This window comes from Candidatus Nitrosotenuis chungbukensis (assembly GCF_000685395.1).
In the GTDB taxonomy this organism is placed as follows: domain Archaea; phylum Thermoproteota; class Nitrososphaeria; order Nitrososphaerales; family Nitrosopumilaceae; genus Nitrosotenuis; species Nitrosotenuis chungbukensis.
This window is the reverse complement of sequence record NZ_AVSQ01000015.1, coordinates 1-15,846: the sequence shown is the minus strand read 5'-3', so window position 1 is coordinate 15,846 and position 15,846 is coordinate 1. Positions and strand designations below refer to the sequence as shown.

Annotated in this window: 18 protein-coding genes and 1 tRNA gene; 7 read left to right on the top strand and 12 right to left on the bottom strand. The window is 44.9% G+C overall.

The window, feature by feature from the left end; all coding sequences use genetic code 11:
• Positions 1-109 precede the first annotated feature (109 nt).
• The 3 genes from thiD to NKMY2_RS04950 are packed head-to-tail and all read left to right on the top strand — an operon-like array spanning position 110 to position 2,607.
• Positions 110-1,408: a bifunctional hydroxymethylpyrimidine kinase/phosphomethylpyrimidine kinase gene (gene thiD, locus NKMY2_RS04960; protein ID WP_042685862.1), complete on the top strand. Its 1,299-nt coding sequence runs from the start codon at positions 110-112 to the stop codon at positions 1,406-1,408.
• A gap of 57 nt (positions 1,409-1,465) precedes the next feature.
• On the top strand, positions 1,466-2,167 hold the full coding sequence (locus tag NKMY2_RS04955; protein WP_042685423.1) for a nucleotidyltransferase family protein: 702 nt from the start codon (positions 1,466-1,468) through the stop codon (positions 2,165-2,167).
• A 5-nt stretch (positions 2,168-2,172) separates the two neighbouring features.
• Positions 2,173-2,607 carry a GNAT family N-acetyltransferase gene (locus tag NKMY2_RS04950; RefSeq protein WP_042685421.1) on the top strand — a complete coding sequence of 145 codons (435 nt, stop codon included), beginning with the start codon at positions 2,173-2,175 and terminating at the stop codon, positions 2,605-2,607.
• Here NKMY2_RS04950 and NKMY2_RS04945 read toward each other — a convergent pair.
• A complete protein-coding gene (locus NKMY2_RS04945) occupies positions 2,604-3,023 on the bottom strand; it encodes a hypothetical protein (protein ID WP_042685418.1) in 420 nt (139 codons plus the stop codon). The genes NKMY2_RS04950 and NKMY2_RS04945 overlap by 4 nt on opposite strands.
• A 69-nt stretch (positions 3,024-3,092) precedes the next feature.
• Entirely contained in the window at positions 3,093-4,109 is a 1,017-nt protein-coding gene (locus NKMY2_RS04940) for a galactose-1-phosphate uridylyltransferase (protein ID WP_042685415.1), read from the bottom strand.
• Positions 4,110-4,248: 139 nt separating this feature from the next.
• On the opposite strand from NKMY2_RS04940, the gene NKMY2_RS04935 reads away from it, so the two are divergent.
• Positions 4,249-5,511 carry a BPG-independent phosphoglycerate mutase family protein gene (locus NKMY2_RS04935; RefSeq protein WP_420887347.1) on the top strand — a complete coding sequence of 421 codons (1,263 nt, stop codon included), beginning with the start codon at positions 4,249-4,251 and terminating at the stop codon, positions 5,509-5,511.
• On the opposite strand, the gene NKMY2_RS04930 is transcribed toward NKMY2_RS04935, so the two are convergent.
• From NKMY2_RS04930 to NKMY2_RS10745, 3 genes are read right to left on the bottom strand one after another with little or no spacing between them, the layout of a single operon-like run.
• The gene (locus NKMY2_RS04930) at positions 5,504-6,064 is read right to left on the bottom strand and encodes a DUF309 domain-containing protein (RefSeq protein WP_042685412.1); all 561 of its coding nucleotides are present in this window, start codon (positions 6,062-6,064) and stop codon (positions 5,504-5,506) included. The two genes, NKMY2_RS04935 and NKMY2_RS04930, sit on opposite strands and share 8 nt — an antisense overlap.
• Before the next feature lie 49 nt (positions 6,065-6,113).
• The gene (locus tag NKMY2_RS04925; RefSeq protein ID WP_042685409.1) at positions 6,114-7,127 is read right to left on the bottom strand and encodes an RNA-guided endonuclease TnpB family protein; all 1,014 of its coding nucleotides are present in this window, start codon (positions 7,125-7,127) and stop codon (positions 6,114-6,116) included.
• Between the two features lie 4 nt (positions 7,128-7,131).
• Positions 7,132-7,299 carry a hypothetical protein gene (locus tag NKMY2_RS10745; protein ID WP_157832449.1) on the bottom strand — a complete coding sequence of 56 codons (168 nt, stop codon included), beginning with the start codon at positions 7,297-7,299 and terminating at the stop codon, positions 7,132-7,134.
• A gap of 146 nt (positions 7,300-7,445) precedes the next feature.
• Here NKMY2_RS10745 and NKMY2_RS04920 point away from each other — a divergent pair, with 146 nt between their 5' ends.
• Positions 7,446-7,775 (top strand): eS24 family ribosomal protein, encoded by a 330-nt coding sequence (locus NKMY2_RS04920; protein ID WP_052347547.1) that lies wholly within the window; start codon positions 7,446-7,448, stop codon positions 7,773-7,775.
• Entirely contained in the window at positions 7,775-7,957 is a 183-nt protein-coding gene (locus tag NKMY2_RS04915) for a 30S ribosomal protein S27ae (protein WP_042685408.1), read from the top strand. Before NKMY2_RS04920 ends, NKMY2_RS04915 begins: the two co-directional genes overlap by 1 nt.
• Here NKMY2_RS04915 and NKMY2_RS04910 read toward each other — a convergent pair.
• The 6 genes from NKMY2_RS04910 to NKMY2_RS04885 form a co-directional block, all read right to left on the bottom strand.
• Positions 7,951-8,658 (bottom strand): hypothetical protein, encoded by a 708-nt coding sequence (locus tag NKMY2_RS04910; RefSeq protein WP_042685404.1) that lies wholly within the window; start codon positions 8,656-8,658, stop codon positions 7,951-7,953. The genes NKMY2_RS04915 and NKMY2_RS04910 overlap by 7 nt on opposite strands.
• 55 nt (positions 8,659-8,713) lie before the next feature.
• A complete protein-coding gene (locus NKMY2_RS04905) occupies positions 8,714-9,880 on the bottom strand; it encodes a tRNA pseudouridine(54/55) synthase Pus10 (protein ID WP_042685398.1) in 1,167 nt (388 codons plus the stop codon).
• A 47-nt stretch (positions 9,881-9,927) separates the two neighbouring features.
• Positions 9,928-11,253, bottom strand: a complete 1,326-nt coding sequence (locus NKMY2_RS04900) for a signal recognition particle receptor subunit alpha (RefSeq protein ID WP_042685397.1) — start codon at positions 11,251-11,253, stop codon at positions 9,928-9,930.
• Positions 11,243-11,935 (bottom strand): diphthine--ammonia ligase, encoded by a 693-nt coding sequence (locus tag NKMY2_RS04895; RefSeq protein WP_042685396.1) that lies wholly within the window; start codon positions 11,933-11,935, stop codon positions 11,243-11,245. Before NKMY2_RS04895 ends, NKMY2_RS04900 begins: the two co-directional genes overlap by 11 nt.
• 104 nt (positions 11,936-12,039) lie before the next feature.
• Positions 12,040-12,450 (bottom strand): translation initiation factor IF-5A, encoded by a 411-nt coding sequence (locus NKMY2_RS04890; protein WP_042685395.1) that lies wholly within the window; start codon positions 12,448-12,450, stop codon positions 12,040-12,042.
• A gap of 63 nt (positions 12,451-12,513) precedes the next feature.
• Entirely contained in the window at positions 12,514-13,119 is a 606-nt protein-coding gene (locus NKMY2_RS04885; protein WP_042685394.1) for a hypothetical protein, read from the bottom strand.
• Between the two features lie 277 nt (positions 13,120-13,396).
• Between NKMY2_RS04885 and NKMY2_RS04880 the strand changes: the two genes are divergently transcribed.
• Positions 13,397-13,522: transfer RNA gene (locus NKMY2_RS04880), tRNA-Tyr, on the top strand.
• 161 nt (positions 13,523-13,683) lie between these two features.
• On the opposite strand, the gene NKMY2_RS10230 is transcribed toward NKMY2_RS04880, so the two are convergent.
• Positions 13,684-15,672: an ice-binding family protein gene (locus NKMY2_RS10230; protein ID WP_052347523.1), complete on the bottom strand. Its 1,989-nt coding sequence runs from the start codon at positions 15,670-15,672 to the stop codon at positions 13,684-13,686.
• Between the last annotated feature and the right edge of the window lie 174 nt (positions 15,673-15,846).

The window sequence follows — 15,846 nt, the reverse complement described above, 5'->3', positions numbered from 1 at the left end:
AAACAATAGCAGAAAAGCAATCAGCGCTTGGGAATTTCATTAAATAGAAAATCATTGGAACGGATAATTTTGCAAAAACACTATTACGACATACTTGCCTAGACATACCGTGAACATACTCTCAATTGGGGGATCTGATCCGTCATCGGGTGCAGGAGTTCAGGGAGACGTCAGGGCGGCATCGGCACTTGGAGTGAACTGTTTTAGCGCAATTACCGCAATAACGAGTCAAAACTCTGCCAAGTTTTTAGGGGTCGAACCGGTTTCTCCAAAAACGATTGAAATGCAAATTGATGCCATACTTTCTGACTTCAAGATTGACGCCATCACGATAGGAATGGTTTACGATTCAGACACGATACGGGCCATCCACTCAAAGCTGAGGGGGGAAAAAATTCCAATCATACTAGACCCAGTCATAGAGTCCACAACCGGCGGGGTCTTGCTAAAAAAATCCGCACTAGAGCCATTTAGAAAACTGCTCATTCCGTTGTGCCACGCCATTACCCCAAACGTGTCCGAGGCGGAGGCATTGTCCGGAGTCAGGATCGCAAAAGAGTCAGACCTTGCACGCGCTGCAAGGAAACTGTCCAGTCTTGGCGCAAAAAAAATAGTGATAACAGGCCACAAATTTGCCAAAAACAAAATTTCTGACTTTATTTTTGAAAATAAGAAAGGCCGGACCATTTCAGGAGACAGAATAAACTACGAGACCCACGGGAGCGGCTGCACTTTTTCTTTTGCACTAGCGTACGCAGTTGCCTCAAAAAACACGTTTGATGGCGCGGTGAAATTTGCAAAGCACTTTACGTATCAGTCCATAGAAAACTCCCAGAAATCAGGGCGCGGAGTCAAGATCACAAATCCAGGACATGACAGAATTAGAAAAGACCTGAGCTCTGCCATTGCAGAGTTCGGGAATCTCAGGGACTCGTACGGGCTGATTCCAGAGTGCCAGACAAATTTCGTATATTCAAAGCAGGACCCAAAGTCAGTCTCAGATGTTTTGGGCGTTTCAGGCAGAATCGTAAAGGCCGGAAGAAGGCTAGTCGTTGCAGGAGACTTGGAGTACGGCGGCTCCAAGCATGTTGCAACTGCAGTCCTTACAATGCAAAAAAAATTCCCAAAAATCAGGGCTGCGATAAACATCAAGTATGATCAAAATACGGTTGAAAAACTTCAAAGAGCAAAAAACAAAATTTCAAGCTATGACAGAACAGACGAGCCCGCATCTACAAAGAACAAGGAGAACTCTTCGATTTCCTGGGGGGTGGAGCGTGCCATTAGGAATTTAAGATCAGCGCCAGACGCCATATACCATACTGGCGACATCGGAAAAGAGCCAATGATAATCGTATTTGGAAAAAACCCAAAACAAGTAGTGGCAAAAATTTCCAAGATTCTATAAAACGAACAGAAAGATTTCGTAAATCAACATAAATACTCTATATTTTCAATTAAAGGCATGAAGGCAGTAATACTTGCCGGCGGCCTTGGCACAAGGTTGCAACCATACACCACGTTTCTTCCAAAGCCGATGCTCCCACTTGGCGAGAAGCCCCTGCTTGAACACCTAATAGATTGGGTAAGAAGCAACAAAATAACAGACATTGTTCTTTGTGTGAGCTATCTGAGAAAAACAATCGAGGACTATTTCGAGGACGGCAGCAGACTGGGAGTAAAAATAGAGTATGCGGTGGCAAACAGACCTCTTGCTACTGCAGGCCAGCTCAAGACTGCCGAGTCACTCATCGACGACACGTTTGTTTGCATATACGGCGATTCTATTTTCAATTTCAACTTGAGAAAGATGGTAAACCAGCACAAGGCAAAAAAATCATTTATCACAATGAGCCTGCACCAGTACAAGACTACAATAAAGTACGGCGTCATCGAGACGTCAAAAAGCGGCAGGGTGACGGCGTGGAACGAAAAGCCGGAGATCAGCGCAAACATAAACATCGGATGCTATGTGATGGAGCCCCAGGTGTTCGGGCTCATTCCAAGCAACGTCCCGTATGGAATGGACGACGTAATCAAAAAAGCGCTTGCAAAAAAGAAAGAGGTCAACAGCTTCATAATAAAGAACGGCTTTATCGACATAGGCGACAAGGCCTCATACAAAAAAGCATACCAGGAATTCAGAGAAAAACTCGGCAAGATCTAGAGCAAATGACAGATATCACAATTAGAAAAATCGAGGAAGGTGATCTGGGCAGCGGTTTTTTAGAGTCACTTGATAGCCTAAAAACAGCAAGCAGCCTGAGCAGCGAAAAGGCAAAAGAAATCCTAAAAAAGATAAAGGCAAACCCGGATCACGTGATTTTTGTCGCAGTGCTAAATGGCAGGATAGTTGGATCCACCACAATTCTCATAGAGCAGAAATTCATCCACGACGGCGGGCTGGTAGGGCACATTGAGGACGTGGTTGTCTCAAAGGAGCACGAGGGAAGGGGAATCGGCTTTAAAATAATGCAGGCTGCCCTAGAATACGCCAGGGCCCAGGGATGCTACAAGACAATTTTGGACTGCGATGACAAGGTCAAGCCGTTTTATGAAAGGCTCGGCTTTAAGCGACACTCAAACGGAATGAGGTTTGACCATTAGAAATATTCCTTGATTGGTCTTTTTTTTGTCCTAAGCAGAAATGCGCCAGTTGCCATGATTGGGATCGACACTGCCATGAACAGTTGCGGCACCGTCGTTACTGCAAACACCAAATAGTTTTTGTCTATTTTTGGAATCAGTGTGTGCGCGTAAAACATTCCAATTAGCAAGACTACGCCGCCGGCTATTATGATGCTGCCAACAGGCCTTGAGCCGTATCTTTTTGACAAAATGAAGACAGTTCCCGCAATGCACATTGCAGGTGCAACGCCAATTGAGATGTACATTAGAATTTGCGGCTCTGGCTCCACCTCGATTACCGGCGCAGTCAGGAAAGTGTAAAAGGTAATGATCTCCGCGCTAAACATGACAAACAGCCCAAGGCTTGCAACTGCCAGATATTTTTCAACTGCCACAAACTACACGACTAGTTTTAGATAAATAAACGGTATGAAAGCCGGCTTTTTATCGCGTCTGACGCAATGCTAAATTATGCCGACAAGGCCTGCAAGTTCCTTTCGGCACGCGGCGCCAAGCTGCTCTGCTGCCTTTTCTGGAGGAATTGAGTTGAGAAATATCCCATATCCGCGTTCCAGCCCGGACCATGCAGAGGTCAGAGGGTAGACTTCGATGTGCCAGTGAATCTGTCTGCTGTTTTTCTTTTCAGGTGACAGGTGGAAAACCAAATTGTAAGAGACGTTCTTTAGGCTGTTTGTCAGGCCCCCAAGCGTAGCTCGCAGAATCAATGACAGATCGTTGATTTCTTTTTGTGTTATTTTGGAAAAACTAGTCGTGTGTTTTTTTGGACAAATCCAAAACTCGTACGGGTACGACGGGGCCCACGGGCAAAACGCCAAAAAGCCCTCGGTTTGCAGCACTTGCCTTGGCCCCCCAGTCTCGGTATTTACTGTCTGGCACAGCGGGCATGCGCCTTTTTCATTGACAATCCTGTGCGACGATTCGGCTTCTTGCTCTATTAGCGGAGGAATCGTAGAAAACGTAACCATGTTGATGTGAGGATGAGATACGAGGCTTCCGGCGTCTTTTCCGTTGTTTATGTAGATAGACACGTACGTGACGCCCCTTTGCGTGTAGAGCCACCTGAGCCTGTCCTGAATCACCACAAGTATGTTTGACCACTGCTCAGACGAGATGGTCGACAGCGAATCCTTGTGCCGCTCGGATGCGACAACGACATAATGGTACCCGTATGCCGGCTCGCTGTAAAGCGGCCTGTCAGAGTACGAGTTTTCCGCAGAAACTGACACTGCCGGGACCTTGCTTTCAAAAACCCTGACTGTCCAATCCTTCACGTAATTGTCCTCGCTGTCCTGCAGTCTTTGCAGCATGCCGTCCTTTGCAACAAGGGACAGCAGCGACGGGTTTGTCATGGCTTCGTTGCCAGGACAGAAGGGGCATTTTTTTGACTCTTCGTTTTGCTCTTCATTTTGGGAGACGATGACAAATCTTTCTGAGACATAGTCTTTTCTCATGCTCCCCATAATCGATATTATGAATATGTGCGAGTTAAAACCTTTTCAACGATCGCGATTTTGACAACAGGGTTCGATCACATCATGCAAAGTTTAAAGTGATCTGGATCAGCACCAAGACAAGGGGATTACAATAGCTGGCAGCAATGTGAAAATTATCTATGTTTTACTTGACGGAGTAGGAGATCTTCCGCATCCGGATCTAAATGGAAAGACCCCGCTTGATTTTGCCCACACCCCAAACCTTGACAAGATGACAAAGAACGGGGCGATGGGAGAGGTGATTTCCGTAGGAAAGGGAATAGCGCCAGAATCAGACATTGCGGTCTTTAACATGCTAGGATACAAGTTCCAGCACGCAGAATATGCGGGGCGCGGAGTAATTGAGGCCATAGGAACGGGCATTGATTTTAAGGACGGGGATTTGGCCCTGCGAGGAAACTTTGCCACATTGGATGATTCTGGAATCATCGTAGACCGAAGGGCCGGAAGGAAAATAGAGAAAGAAGACGCACTTGCAATATCAAAGGAAATTGAAAACAAGGTAAAGTTTTCAGAGCCGGGCGTATCAGTAGTGGTGGCGCCGACAATAGGCCACAGAGTTGTCGTCAGAATACGGTGCGAGGGAAAGTCGCTTTCTTCTGAAATCACAAATACCGACCCGGCATATGCGCGTGTTGACGGAATGGGAATTGCAAAGGCAGTCGGGGATTACTTTAAGATAGAACGCTGCCTGCCGCTAAAAGACATTCCAAATGCGGCACTTACCGCAACACTGGTAAACGAGTTCACAGAGCAGTCCCTGAAAATAATGAAGGAAAGTGCGACCAACCAGAAGAGAAAACAGGATGGAAAAAAGTTGCTAAACAGCATCCTTTTGCGCGACGCCGGAAACCACTACCCGAAGGTAGTTCCAATAAACGACCTGTATTCCATGAGATTTTCATGCATCGTTGACATGCCAGTTGAAATCGGAATTGCGGAAATTCTAAAAATGAAGACGTTTAACGCAGGCGGGCTGACAGACTATGAGGAAAAGGCGCAGGTCGCGGCAAGGGCGATGGAAACTGAAAACGCCATATACGTGCACCTCAAGGGCCCCGACGAATTTGGTCATGACGGGGACGCAATTGGGAAAATGAAAAACATCGAGGAGATAGACAGGAGATTCTTTGGGACAATTCTGGACAACATAGACACTGGCAAGGTGGCAGTCGTGGTGTCAGCTGATCACTCCACACCGTGCATCAACAAAGGGCACAGTGATGATCCAGTGCCGGTTCTTGTTTCCGGAGACTCGGTAAAAAAGGACGGAAGCATCAGATATACCGAAATGAATGCAAAGATAGGAAGCATCGGGCTTTTAGAGGGGGCCCAGGTGTTGAAGACTGCCATACAGCTAATCAAATAGTAAATCGCGAAATTTTTCCAGAGTTTATTATCATTTGGACCTTGTTTCTTAGCGCATCTATGTCTATGCCGTGATACATCCCACTTGACTTGGCAAGCTTGTCCAGCCCCCGGCCTAGCACTGAAAGGCAGATGTTATTTTCGAACTTTTGATAATGGACGAGTGCGGCCGCAACCAGGATTATCCCCTGGACTAGGTCGCGTTCCCCCTCGTAGCATTTTTTCCACACGCCTTCGAGGACCTCGTGGCACTCCCAAAAGCGCTCGTCATTAAAATATGAAATTCCAAGCTTGATTGCGTCTTCTTTTTCCATGTGCTCTTCCACTACGTGTTTTGCGTGATCTAGTGGGGCAATCGGATTTAGGTGAGACACCAATTCGTCCAGCTTTGACTTGTCAATGGAGACATCAAATTCAACATACTTGCTTGAAACCCGCGAGTCTCGGATCACGGTATTTGTCCCAACGCAGACTTGCCTTGCCTTTGCAAGCAAATGACCCGAGTCTTCTGGTACAAATCTAGTGTTTTTCAAATGCAGCATGAATCTGTCCACAGTTTGTCGGCGGGTCTTTTTTCTTAAATCCCTTCTGGTTCTGTGTAATCTATGAGACCTGAACAATGCACGCATCGCTCCAGTCCGTGACCAACTTTGACACATCGACTCTGAGGATTGCTGGATTCAGGTTCCCCCTCATCGCTTCACCTGCATCACCTTGAGGATTGCAAAACCTGTGCAACCCCTTGCAGGCGATATTCATTGCGGCAACGACATCCCTGTCGTACCATCGCTTGCAAATACCGCACCACAAATCCCGATGTCTCTGCCTGTCCCCTTGGAGTCCCCCTCCGCATATAGGACAGAGCGTGCTGGTGCGCCTTGGGTCTTCCTTATAGAACGGAACTCCATCCCATGCTGCCTTGTATGATACCTGCCTTTCCAGTTCGTAATGAGACCACGAGTTTAGCTTTCTTCGGTATCTGTTTCCCTGGCCGTTCCCTCTTTGGTATAATTTTCTGATTCCGTTTAGATCCTCAAATATTATCGCAGCTTTGTTTTTCTTGGCATAGTTTACTAATGATTTTGACATTCTGTGGATTCTCTGCTTTATCCTGTCTGTCTGCCTTTTTCCAAGTTTGCCGTAAACCTTTTTTCTGATCCTATGATCGTTTCGTGTGCATGTAGATTTGACATGGGAATAGTTTTCCTTGATTTTGAGCATCTCAGACGTGTTTACCTGGATTATTTCTTTGCCGTTCCCGAATGTGATGTTTCTCAGGTTCCTGTCGACTCCTATTGCGGATTCCGTCTGGATTGGCTCAACATCCTTGGCAATCGATATTGATATGGATTGGGGCGTCATGGTAAACGATCTCGGCGTGACGGACTGGTCGGATAAAATTTTGACTGTGTGTTCATTTAGCAGAATGTTTGCAAATTCCCTGTTACGTACTGGAAACGATAGCAGCATTCCGTTGACCTTGAATCCATAGCACGATACGAGATATGGTTTTTGCACAAACGGTGATTTCGGATTTTTGCCTTTTTTGATGTCCCTTTTCATCTGGGACAGTCTTCCGCATGCTTGTGAGATTACAGTCAGCTTGTAGTACGACATTATGTCATAATCCTGCAGTGCGGTATGATAGATTGGATAGTCTTTTTAGCGCATAGCAGTTGTTTCCAAGACCGATTCTTATGCAGTGATTCACCATCTGGCGGAATACCTCCATCATCGATAGTAGTTCTGAATTAGGATCAAAGTTTTGCCGCACTGACTTGACAGGCAATGGGAACATATGGTTGATTTTAGGATTAAAACGATCCGTTGTGTTGAATGTTGACCTCGGAATGACATCTTAGGTTTAGGTCTCTTAGATTACACAGTACCATGGCAATCAAAGTTTATATGAAAAAGAAAAACGAGTTGGAATACATGTCAATGATTGAAACACTAAGCGATGTAAACAACACGTTTCTCTCAAGAAGGGAGATAACATGCACGTTCAAAGGTCTTGGCGGAAAGCTCAAGAAACTAGAGGCAGTAGACATGATTTCAAAACAGTTCAAGCTTGACGGCAAAGTGGTAATTCCAATAAACATGAAAAACCACAGCGGCAGACCAGAAATCACGGGAGTCTTCTACATATATGACGACGAAGGTTTGGCAAAAAGACAGGTCAATCCAGTTATTTTTACAAGACTTGACAAGGCAAAGGCTGCAAACGCACCGCCTCCGGAGACCAAAGAGGAGCCTGCAGCATAATGGCAGGAAAAAAGGCAGCGGCAAAGGCGTCGGATTCAATCCACAAATACTACAAGATAACTGGCGATAAAATAACAAGACTTCACAGACTGTGCTCGCGATGCGGCAAAGGCGTCTTTATGTCAGAGCACAAAAACAGACGAACGTGCGGCAAGTGCGGCCTGACTGAATTTAATCAGTAGAGTTTTCTTTTTCTCAGCTTAGATTCTCTTTCTTCGAATTCTTTTATTTTTCCCAGCAGTGCAGGATCCAAGACTACCTTTGATAATGACTCGGCGGAAAGTTTTACCGTGTTTGTGTCAAGTGTGATGTTTGTGACAGGCAGGCCCCGTGCTATCCAGAGCTTTTCGGTTTTGTCCTCAAGCTTATAGTCCTTAAAGCCAGTCGGGAATTTTTTCGTAATGTGCGTCAGAAGGGTCTTGTCGTCAAACACTGCGCGCGGCTCAAAGAGCCGCGTACTGTCGGCATACACATTTTCAAAAAGGTTTCCAGATATTTCGTCAGATAAGAGTTCCATTTTAGATATCTTTCTTACAAGTTCCAGATAATGGAGAAACTCGTGTGCAAGTATTGCGTGAATGGTACCCTTGAGTCCAAAGGCCACAAGCGGTGCAGAAATCTGAATTACGACTTGGAACTTTTCTTCAAAGAACACCGGAAGCGTTCTTGCAAAAAGCACGCCGTACTCAAATGACATGTTGCCAGAATTTGACAAGATGGCAGACGGCTCCACGTATGATATTGGGTAAGGAGTTCCAGACGCAGCTTCGATTCTCTTTATTCCAGATTCCACCAGATTGAATCTTTCTTTGATCAGATCAAGCATGTCTTGCGGCAAAAGTCCTTTTTCGTGCGCCTCTCGTACTTTTACCAGATGATCCAACGGAATTATCTCTTCAAGCTAGGTGTAAAAAATGTTAGTTTAGACTCAGGCCAAGTCAGTGTGTGATTTTTACTGCCTCAAAATCAAACGTCTCGCACCTGCACTTGTTTTCCAAAATGTCCGAGATGTTCGGAAACGCATCATCGCCGCTGACAAATCGTTTGAGCGGCAGGCCCCCGCCTGCAGTCATTGAAAGGTAAAAAGAGTTCTCAGCAGATGGCTTGTACCGCACGTTGCGGATTAGTTTTTCCGTTCTTCTTCCCGATTTTTCATAAACTGCGATCGTGTTATTCTCAAGTTGATCAAGTTTTGAGAGGGAACTTGGTTCGATTTTGTTTTCGCATGTGATGTATAGCTTTACTTTTGAGGTAAACTGTACAGGGCCTGACGGCGTTTTGCCGATAGGCTTTAGATCATGTATTGTGATTTTCCCAAGTACTATTTTTTTTGGCAGCCTCAGGTAGCGCTTTTTTGGATTGAGCAGTTTTACAAAGAACGGGCGCCCCGAGCCAAGAACCAGACTTGTGCTGTCCTCGCCCCCAATCCACGTTATTTTTGTTTGCAGCGCGTCAAATTTCTCAAAGAGGTATTTGCTCATCAGCCCCTCCACACTATCAAATTCAGATATGCCGTGATGATTGCAGTCAATGCACCCCTTGCCAAGACATGTGGCGCACGGTTTTTGTTTTTGTGGGATGTTACGCTCAGACTTTGTGTACCTCCCCCAAAGAAAGACGGGCTTTGTCTGGAGGGTGCACGAGTCTGCCTTAAAGTCAATCATGAAGACAAGGTCCGGCTCAGACGACTCGGCTTTCTTTTTTGCCTTGCGAGAGAACTGCTTTGCCAGCTCCCGAGTAATGTTTGTCTTTATTCCGTCAATTCCCCTTAGCCTAAATCTTGAGCGCATGTGATCGTCCCTGTCAAGAATGGACGGCTTTAGCTTGGTGCCGACAAGAAATGTCGCAAAATCATAGTCAGAGGAGGCGTCAAGCATTTTTGCCACCTGCGAGCTAACGCCGTCAAAGATGTTTTTACAGACGTAGCATTTTGCGCTTTTTATTTTTAGGGCGCGGTGAATCTTTTCTCCCAGCTTTTTATTTGATGCAAGGCCGAGCTTTTTTGCAAACAGCCTCCCAAGGCACACGTCGCACAGATCGTATTCTTTTAGTATTTTTTGCGATAATCGCAGTACGCCTTCAAACGGCTTGCTGTTTTTTCCCACAGAAAAAAATCGGCAATCATGCTATTAGTAATTTACTGGTACGGCGCTTAGCCCATACCCATTTTGCGGAGGAATCCCTGCATCTGCCTTCCTTTTGATGCCTTCATCATGCTTTTGGAATTTTTGTAGTTCTTCAAGAGCTCCTTTACTTCGTGTTCAGGCCAGCCAGAACCGCGCGCTATTCTTTTGATCCTAGATGCGTTTAGTAGATCAGGGTCTGCCTTTTCCTGTTTTGTCATGCTCTGTATGATGAACCTCCACTTTGAGATTCTGCCTTCCATTTGGTCTAGCTGATCATCTTTTACCATTCCAGACAGTCCCGGCATGTTATCCAAAAATCCCTTTAGCGAGCCAACCTTGGTCACCTCTTCTAGCTGATAGTAAAAGTCATCCATGTTCATTTTCCCGCTAGAGATTCGTTTGAGCCTAACATCGTCTGCCTCGTTTTCAAGCCTCTTTGCAAGATCAAGCAGCGCTTGTATGTCCCCCATGCCAAGCAGCCTCCCGACAAACCTAGTCGGGGAAAATATCTCCAGGTCGTCTATTCTCTCTCCAGTTCCGACATACATTATCTTGGCACCCGTTGCAGCAGACGCTGCCAGTGCGCCTCCTCCCTTTGCAGAGCTGTCAAGCTTTGTGATTACGATTCCGCCAACAGGCACCGTTTTGTGGAACGACTCTGCCTGACTGTAGCACTGCTGCCCTATTGTTCCATCAATTACCAGCAATGCAAGATCAGGGTCTGCAATTTTGCCAATCTCTCGCATTTCATCAAGCAGGTCTTTTTCTTCTTTGTGTCGCCCCGCAGTATCTATTAGTATGATATCAAGATTTGAATTCTCAAAATGCTTCAGTCCTGCCTTTACAATTGCAGGCGAGTCTCGGTTGTTTTCCTCGCCATATACCTCGACGTTTGCCTTTTCGCACATTGTTCTGAGCTGAACCAATGCCCCAGGTCGAAACGTGTCGGCCCCGATTACTCCCACCTTGTAGCCTTGTTTTGTCAGGAATTTTGCCAGCTTGGACGATATGGTGGTCTTTCCGCTGCCCTGGATTCCAAGCATCAGCACCTTGTTTAGCTTGCCGGGCTTGAAGGAAAACTCGTTTTCCTTGCCAAGGAGGCTTGCCAGTTCATCGTATAGTATTTTTACGATGTGATCCTTTCTGGACAGTCCAGGCGGAGGGGTCTCGTTTAGCGAGCGGTGTTTTAGGTTCTCCGTTATCTGCAGTACAAGTTTTACATTTACGTCTGCTTGAAGCAAAGCCTTTTGCACGTCGCGTGATAGCTCGTTGATTAACTGCTCATCTATTCCAGAAGAGTTTACGATTTTCTTGATTGCTGCACGAAGGCTAGTCTTTAGGTTATCCAGCATTGTCTTTTATTTTTGCACGCACTATTTCAAACCTTCCTCGGTATCCATCCCAGAATATTGAAGAATCCTGAATTTCGATTGGGCCTGAAAACAGAGGACAGTTCACTACAAACGTTTCAGCTTCGCCACCTTCAAAACTCAGATTGAACTTGTGTTTTTCAGACAGCTGTTCTAGTTTGCCAAGATCGTCCTTCGTTATTTTTTTGCCGAGCCACGATTTGTCAAGGCCGTCAGCAGAAACCGAAGTTATTATGAATTCAAACCCAGAATCAAGCAGCAGGTGCATGTATTGCGTCTGGTTTTTCTTCCAGAGCGGCGATATGACGTGCAGTCCCAAGTCCTTTGCTACGCCTTCGAATTTTGTTTTTTGGAACTCACTAAGTATTCCGCCGTGTACGATTCCTTCAATTTGGTAATCTTTTTTTGCAGTGGACAGCGCCTCTCTGAGGCTTTCAAGTTCGGATTCGGTGTTACTTGATTTTGCGGCAATTGTGATTTGAGGGATTTTCATGGATTTTGCCTGCAGGCTGGCAAGTCCGATATTTGGGTGATGCAGTAGATGGCTGTCGTCAGAACTTGCAAGTATTGTCACCAAGCATTTTACTGCGTGCCCTCTGTTTTGCGCCTCAAATACAGAATAGGTGCTGTCTTTTCCCCCAGAAAACAATGCGGCAAGATTCATTTGGTATGGATTTGGCGTCCGGTATAATTAAAGAGTGGATGCCTCAATACTCATAATCGTCATCAAAAATCAGATGGCTTTTCCACTCATCATCAGCATCCGAATTAAGACTTGATGCGCATTATTTTAGTTCTGCCCATTACATTCCAGTATTCGACAGTTTGGCCTTGTTCTAGTTTGCCCTGGACTTCGTCATCTATCATTTGTGCATCAATTGTTTCAAATGTCTCGCTATCCATAAGCTGTATCTGGTCTCCGGTGATGGAGATGATTTGACCGCCTCTCTTGTCGATCAGTGGAACGTGTACCTGCATGCTAACTGGGCCAACATGTGGACGCTTTTGATTATCAAAAACCCCCACTCCTACAATTCTTGCTTTTGCAGCTCCGTGCTTTCCAGGTTTGCTTGTATCGTATTCTGAAATTCTGCATGGCTCACCGGTCGGTTGATCCCCAACTGGCAGTAGAATGTATGAGCCGATTTTCAACGATCCCAATTCTGCGGGTTTACTCATATCAAAACCAATTTTTGTTCAATATTTAAGATTTATGACGGCTTGTCGGATCTAGGATCTTTTTTACTTTAATTTTTCAAGGATTGAGAGTCCGACGAGATTTATCATCGTGATGCCCTTTCGACACACGTTGCGGCGCGTTTGTTCACAGTACTTGTTTACGCTCTGATGGCTCTTCTGGCTAGATACTTCTAACACCACTATACTGTTGCTGTATGGGAAGGTAAACTTTGGCGGCGCGTTAGAATAGGCAGTCATGCTCCCACTAGACGCTTTTTTTACTCGATCATTCTTTGAAACCACAGACGCCAGATCAGTCATATCGTCGTCGGATTTTGAATATTCCAGATAATATACAGATACAAAATTCATGTTTCCATCCACCTCTCGCTCGAAAAATTCGCTGTCCATGTTAAAGACAAACGAGGTTTTGTCCTGCTGGCGTTTTTCTAGCTCCTTGACGATTTTTGCATCATTGGCAAATTTGACAAGGAGATAATGGTTTGCGTGTGACGGGAAATAGGGTTTGCTGTCCTGAGAAAAGGTGGCAGTTACAAAGTACATGTTTTCCACGTTTTTGGAGGCCTGCCAAGAATCCTTGATTTCGATGGATTTGTGGTCGTGCGTGTATGGGATACAGGCATACCCATCAAGCAAGGCCTCGGACATGTAGAATTTGATTTGCCTAGATTATTTAATATTTTTTTGATCCCATGATCATCGATCAAGATAAAAGATCCGTGTTTTGTGACTGAGTGTTGAACGGCACTAGTTGCGACAAGTGTTTTACAGGCTACAGACCAGGTCAGCTGGTATCATGCGACAAATGCGGGGATGAATTTTGCAGTTCTTGCATCAAGACACACAAACACTAGATTTGTGGATTTCCACTTGGAACGGCGCCACATCGATAATTATTTAATAGTAATGCTCCGACATTTTTTGTCCCGAGTTAGCTCAGCCTGGTAGAGCTTCCGGCTGTAGTGGTTGGCCATCGGCTAACCGAAGTCAGCCTACCTAGGCATACACAGAAACCGGGTTGTCGAAGGTTCAACTCCTTCACTCGGGACCACACCTTGTTTTAAATTCCCACGTGATGACTTTGCAGAATGGCAAAAATAATTATTTTATAATTTGGTCATCATCAGGCATCACTGTTTTTTCTAATAAGCGAGAAAAACAAACGGCAGTTTGTTGTGCTAGATAATTTTTAGAAAAATAAAAAATTCTTGATTATTGAGACTTCTTTGGACTGCATTCGCCTCTAAAGTATTTCCCTTCTTCACACTGTGAACCGTTTGGAAACACGCAGATGCTTTGCATGAACTTGCCAGTCCCTTGCACCTTTATTTTTCCGCCGTTATCAAGGCAGTGCATGGTTGCAGGGCTTACAGATTTTTCTGGAGTACCTAGGTTTTGAATTTCAGAGCTGTCAAAGTATCCCTTTGCTTTCAATGCTTGGGCTTTCTTTAGATTTTCAAACGCCAGAGTGTCTCTTTTATCGGTATACGTCTTGTCTGTTATGCCAGGCCCTTGGTTTTGGATTGCAGAGCTGTCCCACTTTTTCTTTGCTAACAGATTTTGACTTTTCTTCAGATTGTCAAAGTTTATGGTGTCTCTATCATCGACAAAATTTTGTATTCTATCGATTATGTGAAGCGGGCTGGTTTGAATTTTAGAGCTGTCCCATGAACCCTTTGCTATCAATGCTTGACCTTTCTTCATCTGTGCAAATGACACCAGATCGTTTCTATCATAACCGCTCCAATACGACAAAACGCTTGGATTCTTATCTGCTACAAATGCGCTAACCCAAAATCCATTCTTGTCTAAACTCCAATATTTACCAAGTTTGTCAACTGCGATGTGTGAAGTTAATTCAGTTATTACGCTCACATGTCCTGCTGAATCGGCTACAACGTGTTTAGCAGCTGGTCTGGTTGTGTCTCCTAGTATTAGGACGCCATTAGTAAGTCTGTTTTGCCATGCATTTCGACTGTCATCCCATACGTTCACTGCAACGCCGTTAAACGCAAGTGGTTTTTCGAATGTGTGGTAAATCGTTACAATCAGGCAATCATTTTTGATAGAGTTTGGCTTGCATGGTCCTTCCGATGTCACTACACTAACATCTTTCAAGGCATTTTTTGGATCCTTTACTTTGGTTGTCTCTATTCCATTCCAAGTCTTGTCCCATTCCACTACAACCTCGCTATCGCCAAATATTTGTCCTGGAGCCAAACCAAAGGCCAATTCAAGATGCCTTACTTCGTCAGGTCCGCCGTCCTCATATATCTTGAAAACTGCCTTGTTGACAACTCCAACTTTGGTTGTTAATACTGGATATGATGTCGAAAATGTATCAACATCTGATGTGATTCCGTTATATGAAAATCCTTGATCCACGAAGTCCTCATTATTGCTGCCAACTCCTATTGTCGGTGGAAAACAGTCAAACGTACAGTCGTTGCTCGTAATTATGGTTGGTACTGGCACTGAACTTGCAGTTGGAGTTGTAATTACAACATTTGGTCCGGTTGTAGTAACTGCGTCATTGGACAGGATTCTTCCATTCATAGTCACAGTGCCACCCAAGGTAGTAGCTGCATGAGTCACTATGTTACCTGCAAAACCAGTGTTACTTGCAAGTGTTGTTCCACCTATTGGTAGCCAGAATACATCATTAGCATTTGCGCCGAGTAGTGTAACTTGTGAGTTGAGGGTAGTACCCAACGTGCCGTTTATTCTAAAGATGTAAACTCCATTTCCGCTAAGAGTGATTCCTGCTGTGCCTATAGTAGCGGCACCATTGATACAATAGACCCCAGGTATTAGAGTTCCAGGGATGGATCCGCCAGTAGGTATTACATTATCCAAGACAGTTGCTCCAGCCGTTGTTGTTGTACAAGCTCCAGATTGTCCTGAGCTCCAGCCGGCCGTATAAAGAGCGGCTTGTTTTACTAATGCGTTAATATAGATAGCATCAGTACCCACATAGGTCACACCATTATGTGTTGTAAGTGGAGTTGCGTTTGGTACAGTATATCCAAGATCGCCAGTAAGAGTATTTGGATTGATGGAGTTGGTATATGTATTAGCAAGAATACCAAAGTTATCTAGTCCGGTAAGGTCTAGTGGACCAGCTGCAGTGACAGTTTGGATAGAGAAAAACGCAATAGAAATCATGGCGACGAGCACCGGTAGTAGAAGAATTTTTTTCATTGTAATAGTTAACACTAACAATCTGATGTTGGTATTGTTATTAAGTCGCGCTTACATTCGTGTCAGTTTTATTGACAGATCTGTCAGTGTGATCAACTGGTCTATTAGTATCAGAGATCAATCTCTAAATTCCACATTATTGAATTCAATACCTTAAGAATGGACGCCAGAAGG

Bases quoted from the DNA above. Each gene is read 5' to 3' on its own strand.
- NKMY2_RS04885 (WP_042685394.1), bottom strand. From the start codon at position 13,119: ATGTCCGAGGCCTTGCTTGATGGGTATGCCTGTATCCCATACACGCAC.
- NKMY2_RS04955 (WP_042685423.1), top strand. From the start codon at position 1,466: ATGAAGGCAGTAATACTTGCCGGCGGCCTTGGCACAAGGTTGCAACCA.
- NKMY2_RS04920 (WP_052347547.1), top strand. From the start codon at position 7,446: ATGTCAATGATTGAAACACTAAGCGATGTAAACAACACGTTTCTCTCA.
- NKMY2_RS04900 (WP_042685397.1), bottom strand. From the start codon at position 11,253: ATGCTGGATAACCTAAAGACTAGCCTTCGTGCAGCAATCAAGAAAATC.
- NKMY2_RS04915 (WP_042685408.1), top strand. From the start codon at position 7,775: ATGGCAGGAAAAAAGGCAGCGGCAAAGGCGTCGGATTCAATCCACAAA.
- NKMY2_RS04925 (WP_042685409.1), bottom strand. From the start codon at position 7,127: ATGTCGTACTACAAGCTGACTGTAATCTCACAAGCATGCGGAAGACTG.
- NKMY2_RS04950 (WP_042685421.1), top strand. From the start codon at position 2,173: ATGACAGATATCACAATTAGAAAAATCGAGGAAGGTGATCTGGGCAGC.
- NKMY2_RS04940 (WP_042685415.1), bottom strand. From the start codon at position 4,109: ATGGGGAGCATGAGAAAAGACTATGTCTCAGAAAGATTTGTCATCGTC.
- NKMY2_RS10230 (WP_052347523.1), bottom strand. From the start codon at position 15,672: ATGAAAAAAATTCTTCTACTACCGGTGCTCGTCGCCATGATTTCTATT.
- NKMY2_RS04895 (WP_042685396.1), bottom strand. From the start codon at position 11,935: ATGAATCTTGCCGCATTGTTTTCTGGGGGAAAAGACAGCACCTATTCT.
- NKMY2_RS04890 (WP_042685395.1), bottom strand. From the start codon at position 12,450: ATGAGTAAACCCGCAGAATTGGGATCGTTGAAAATCGGCTCATACATT.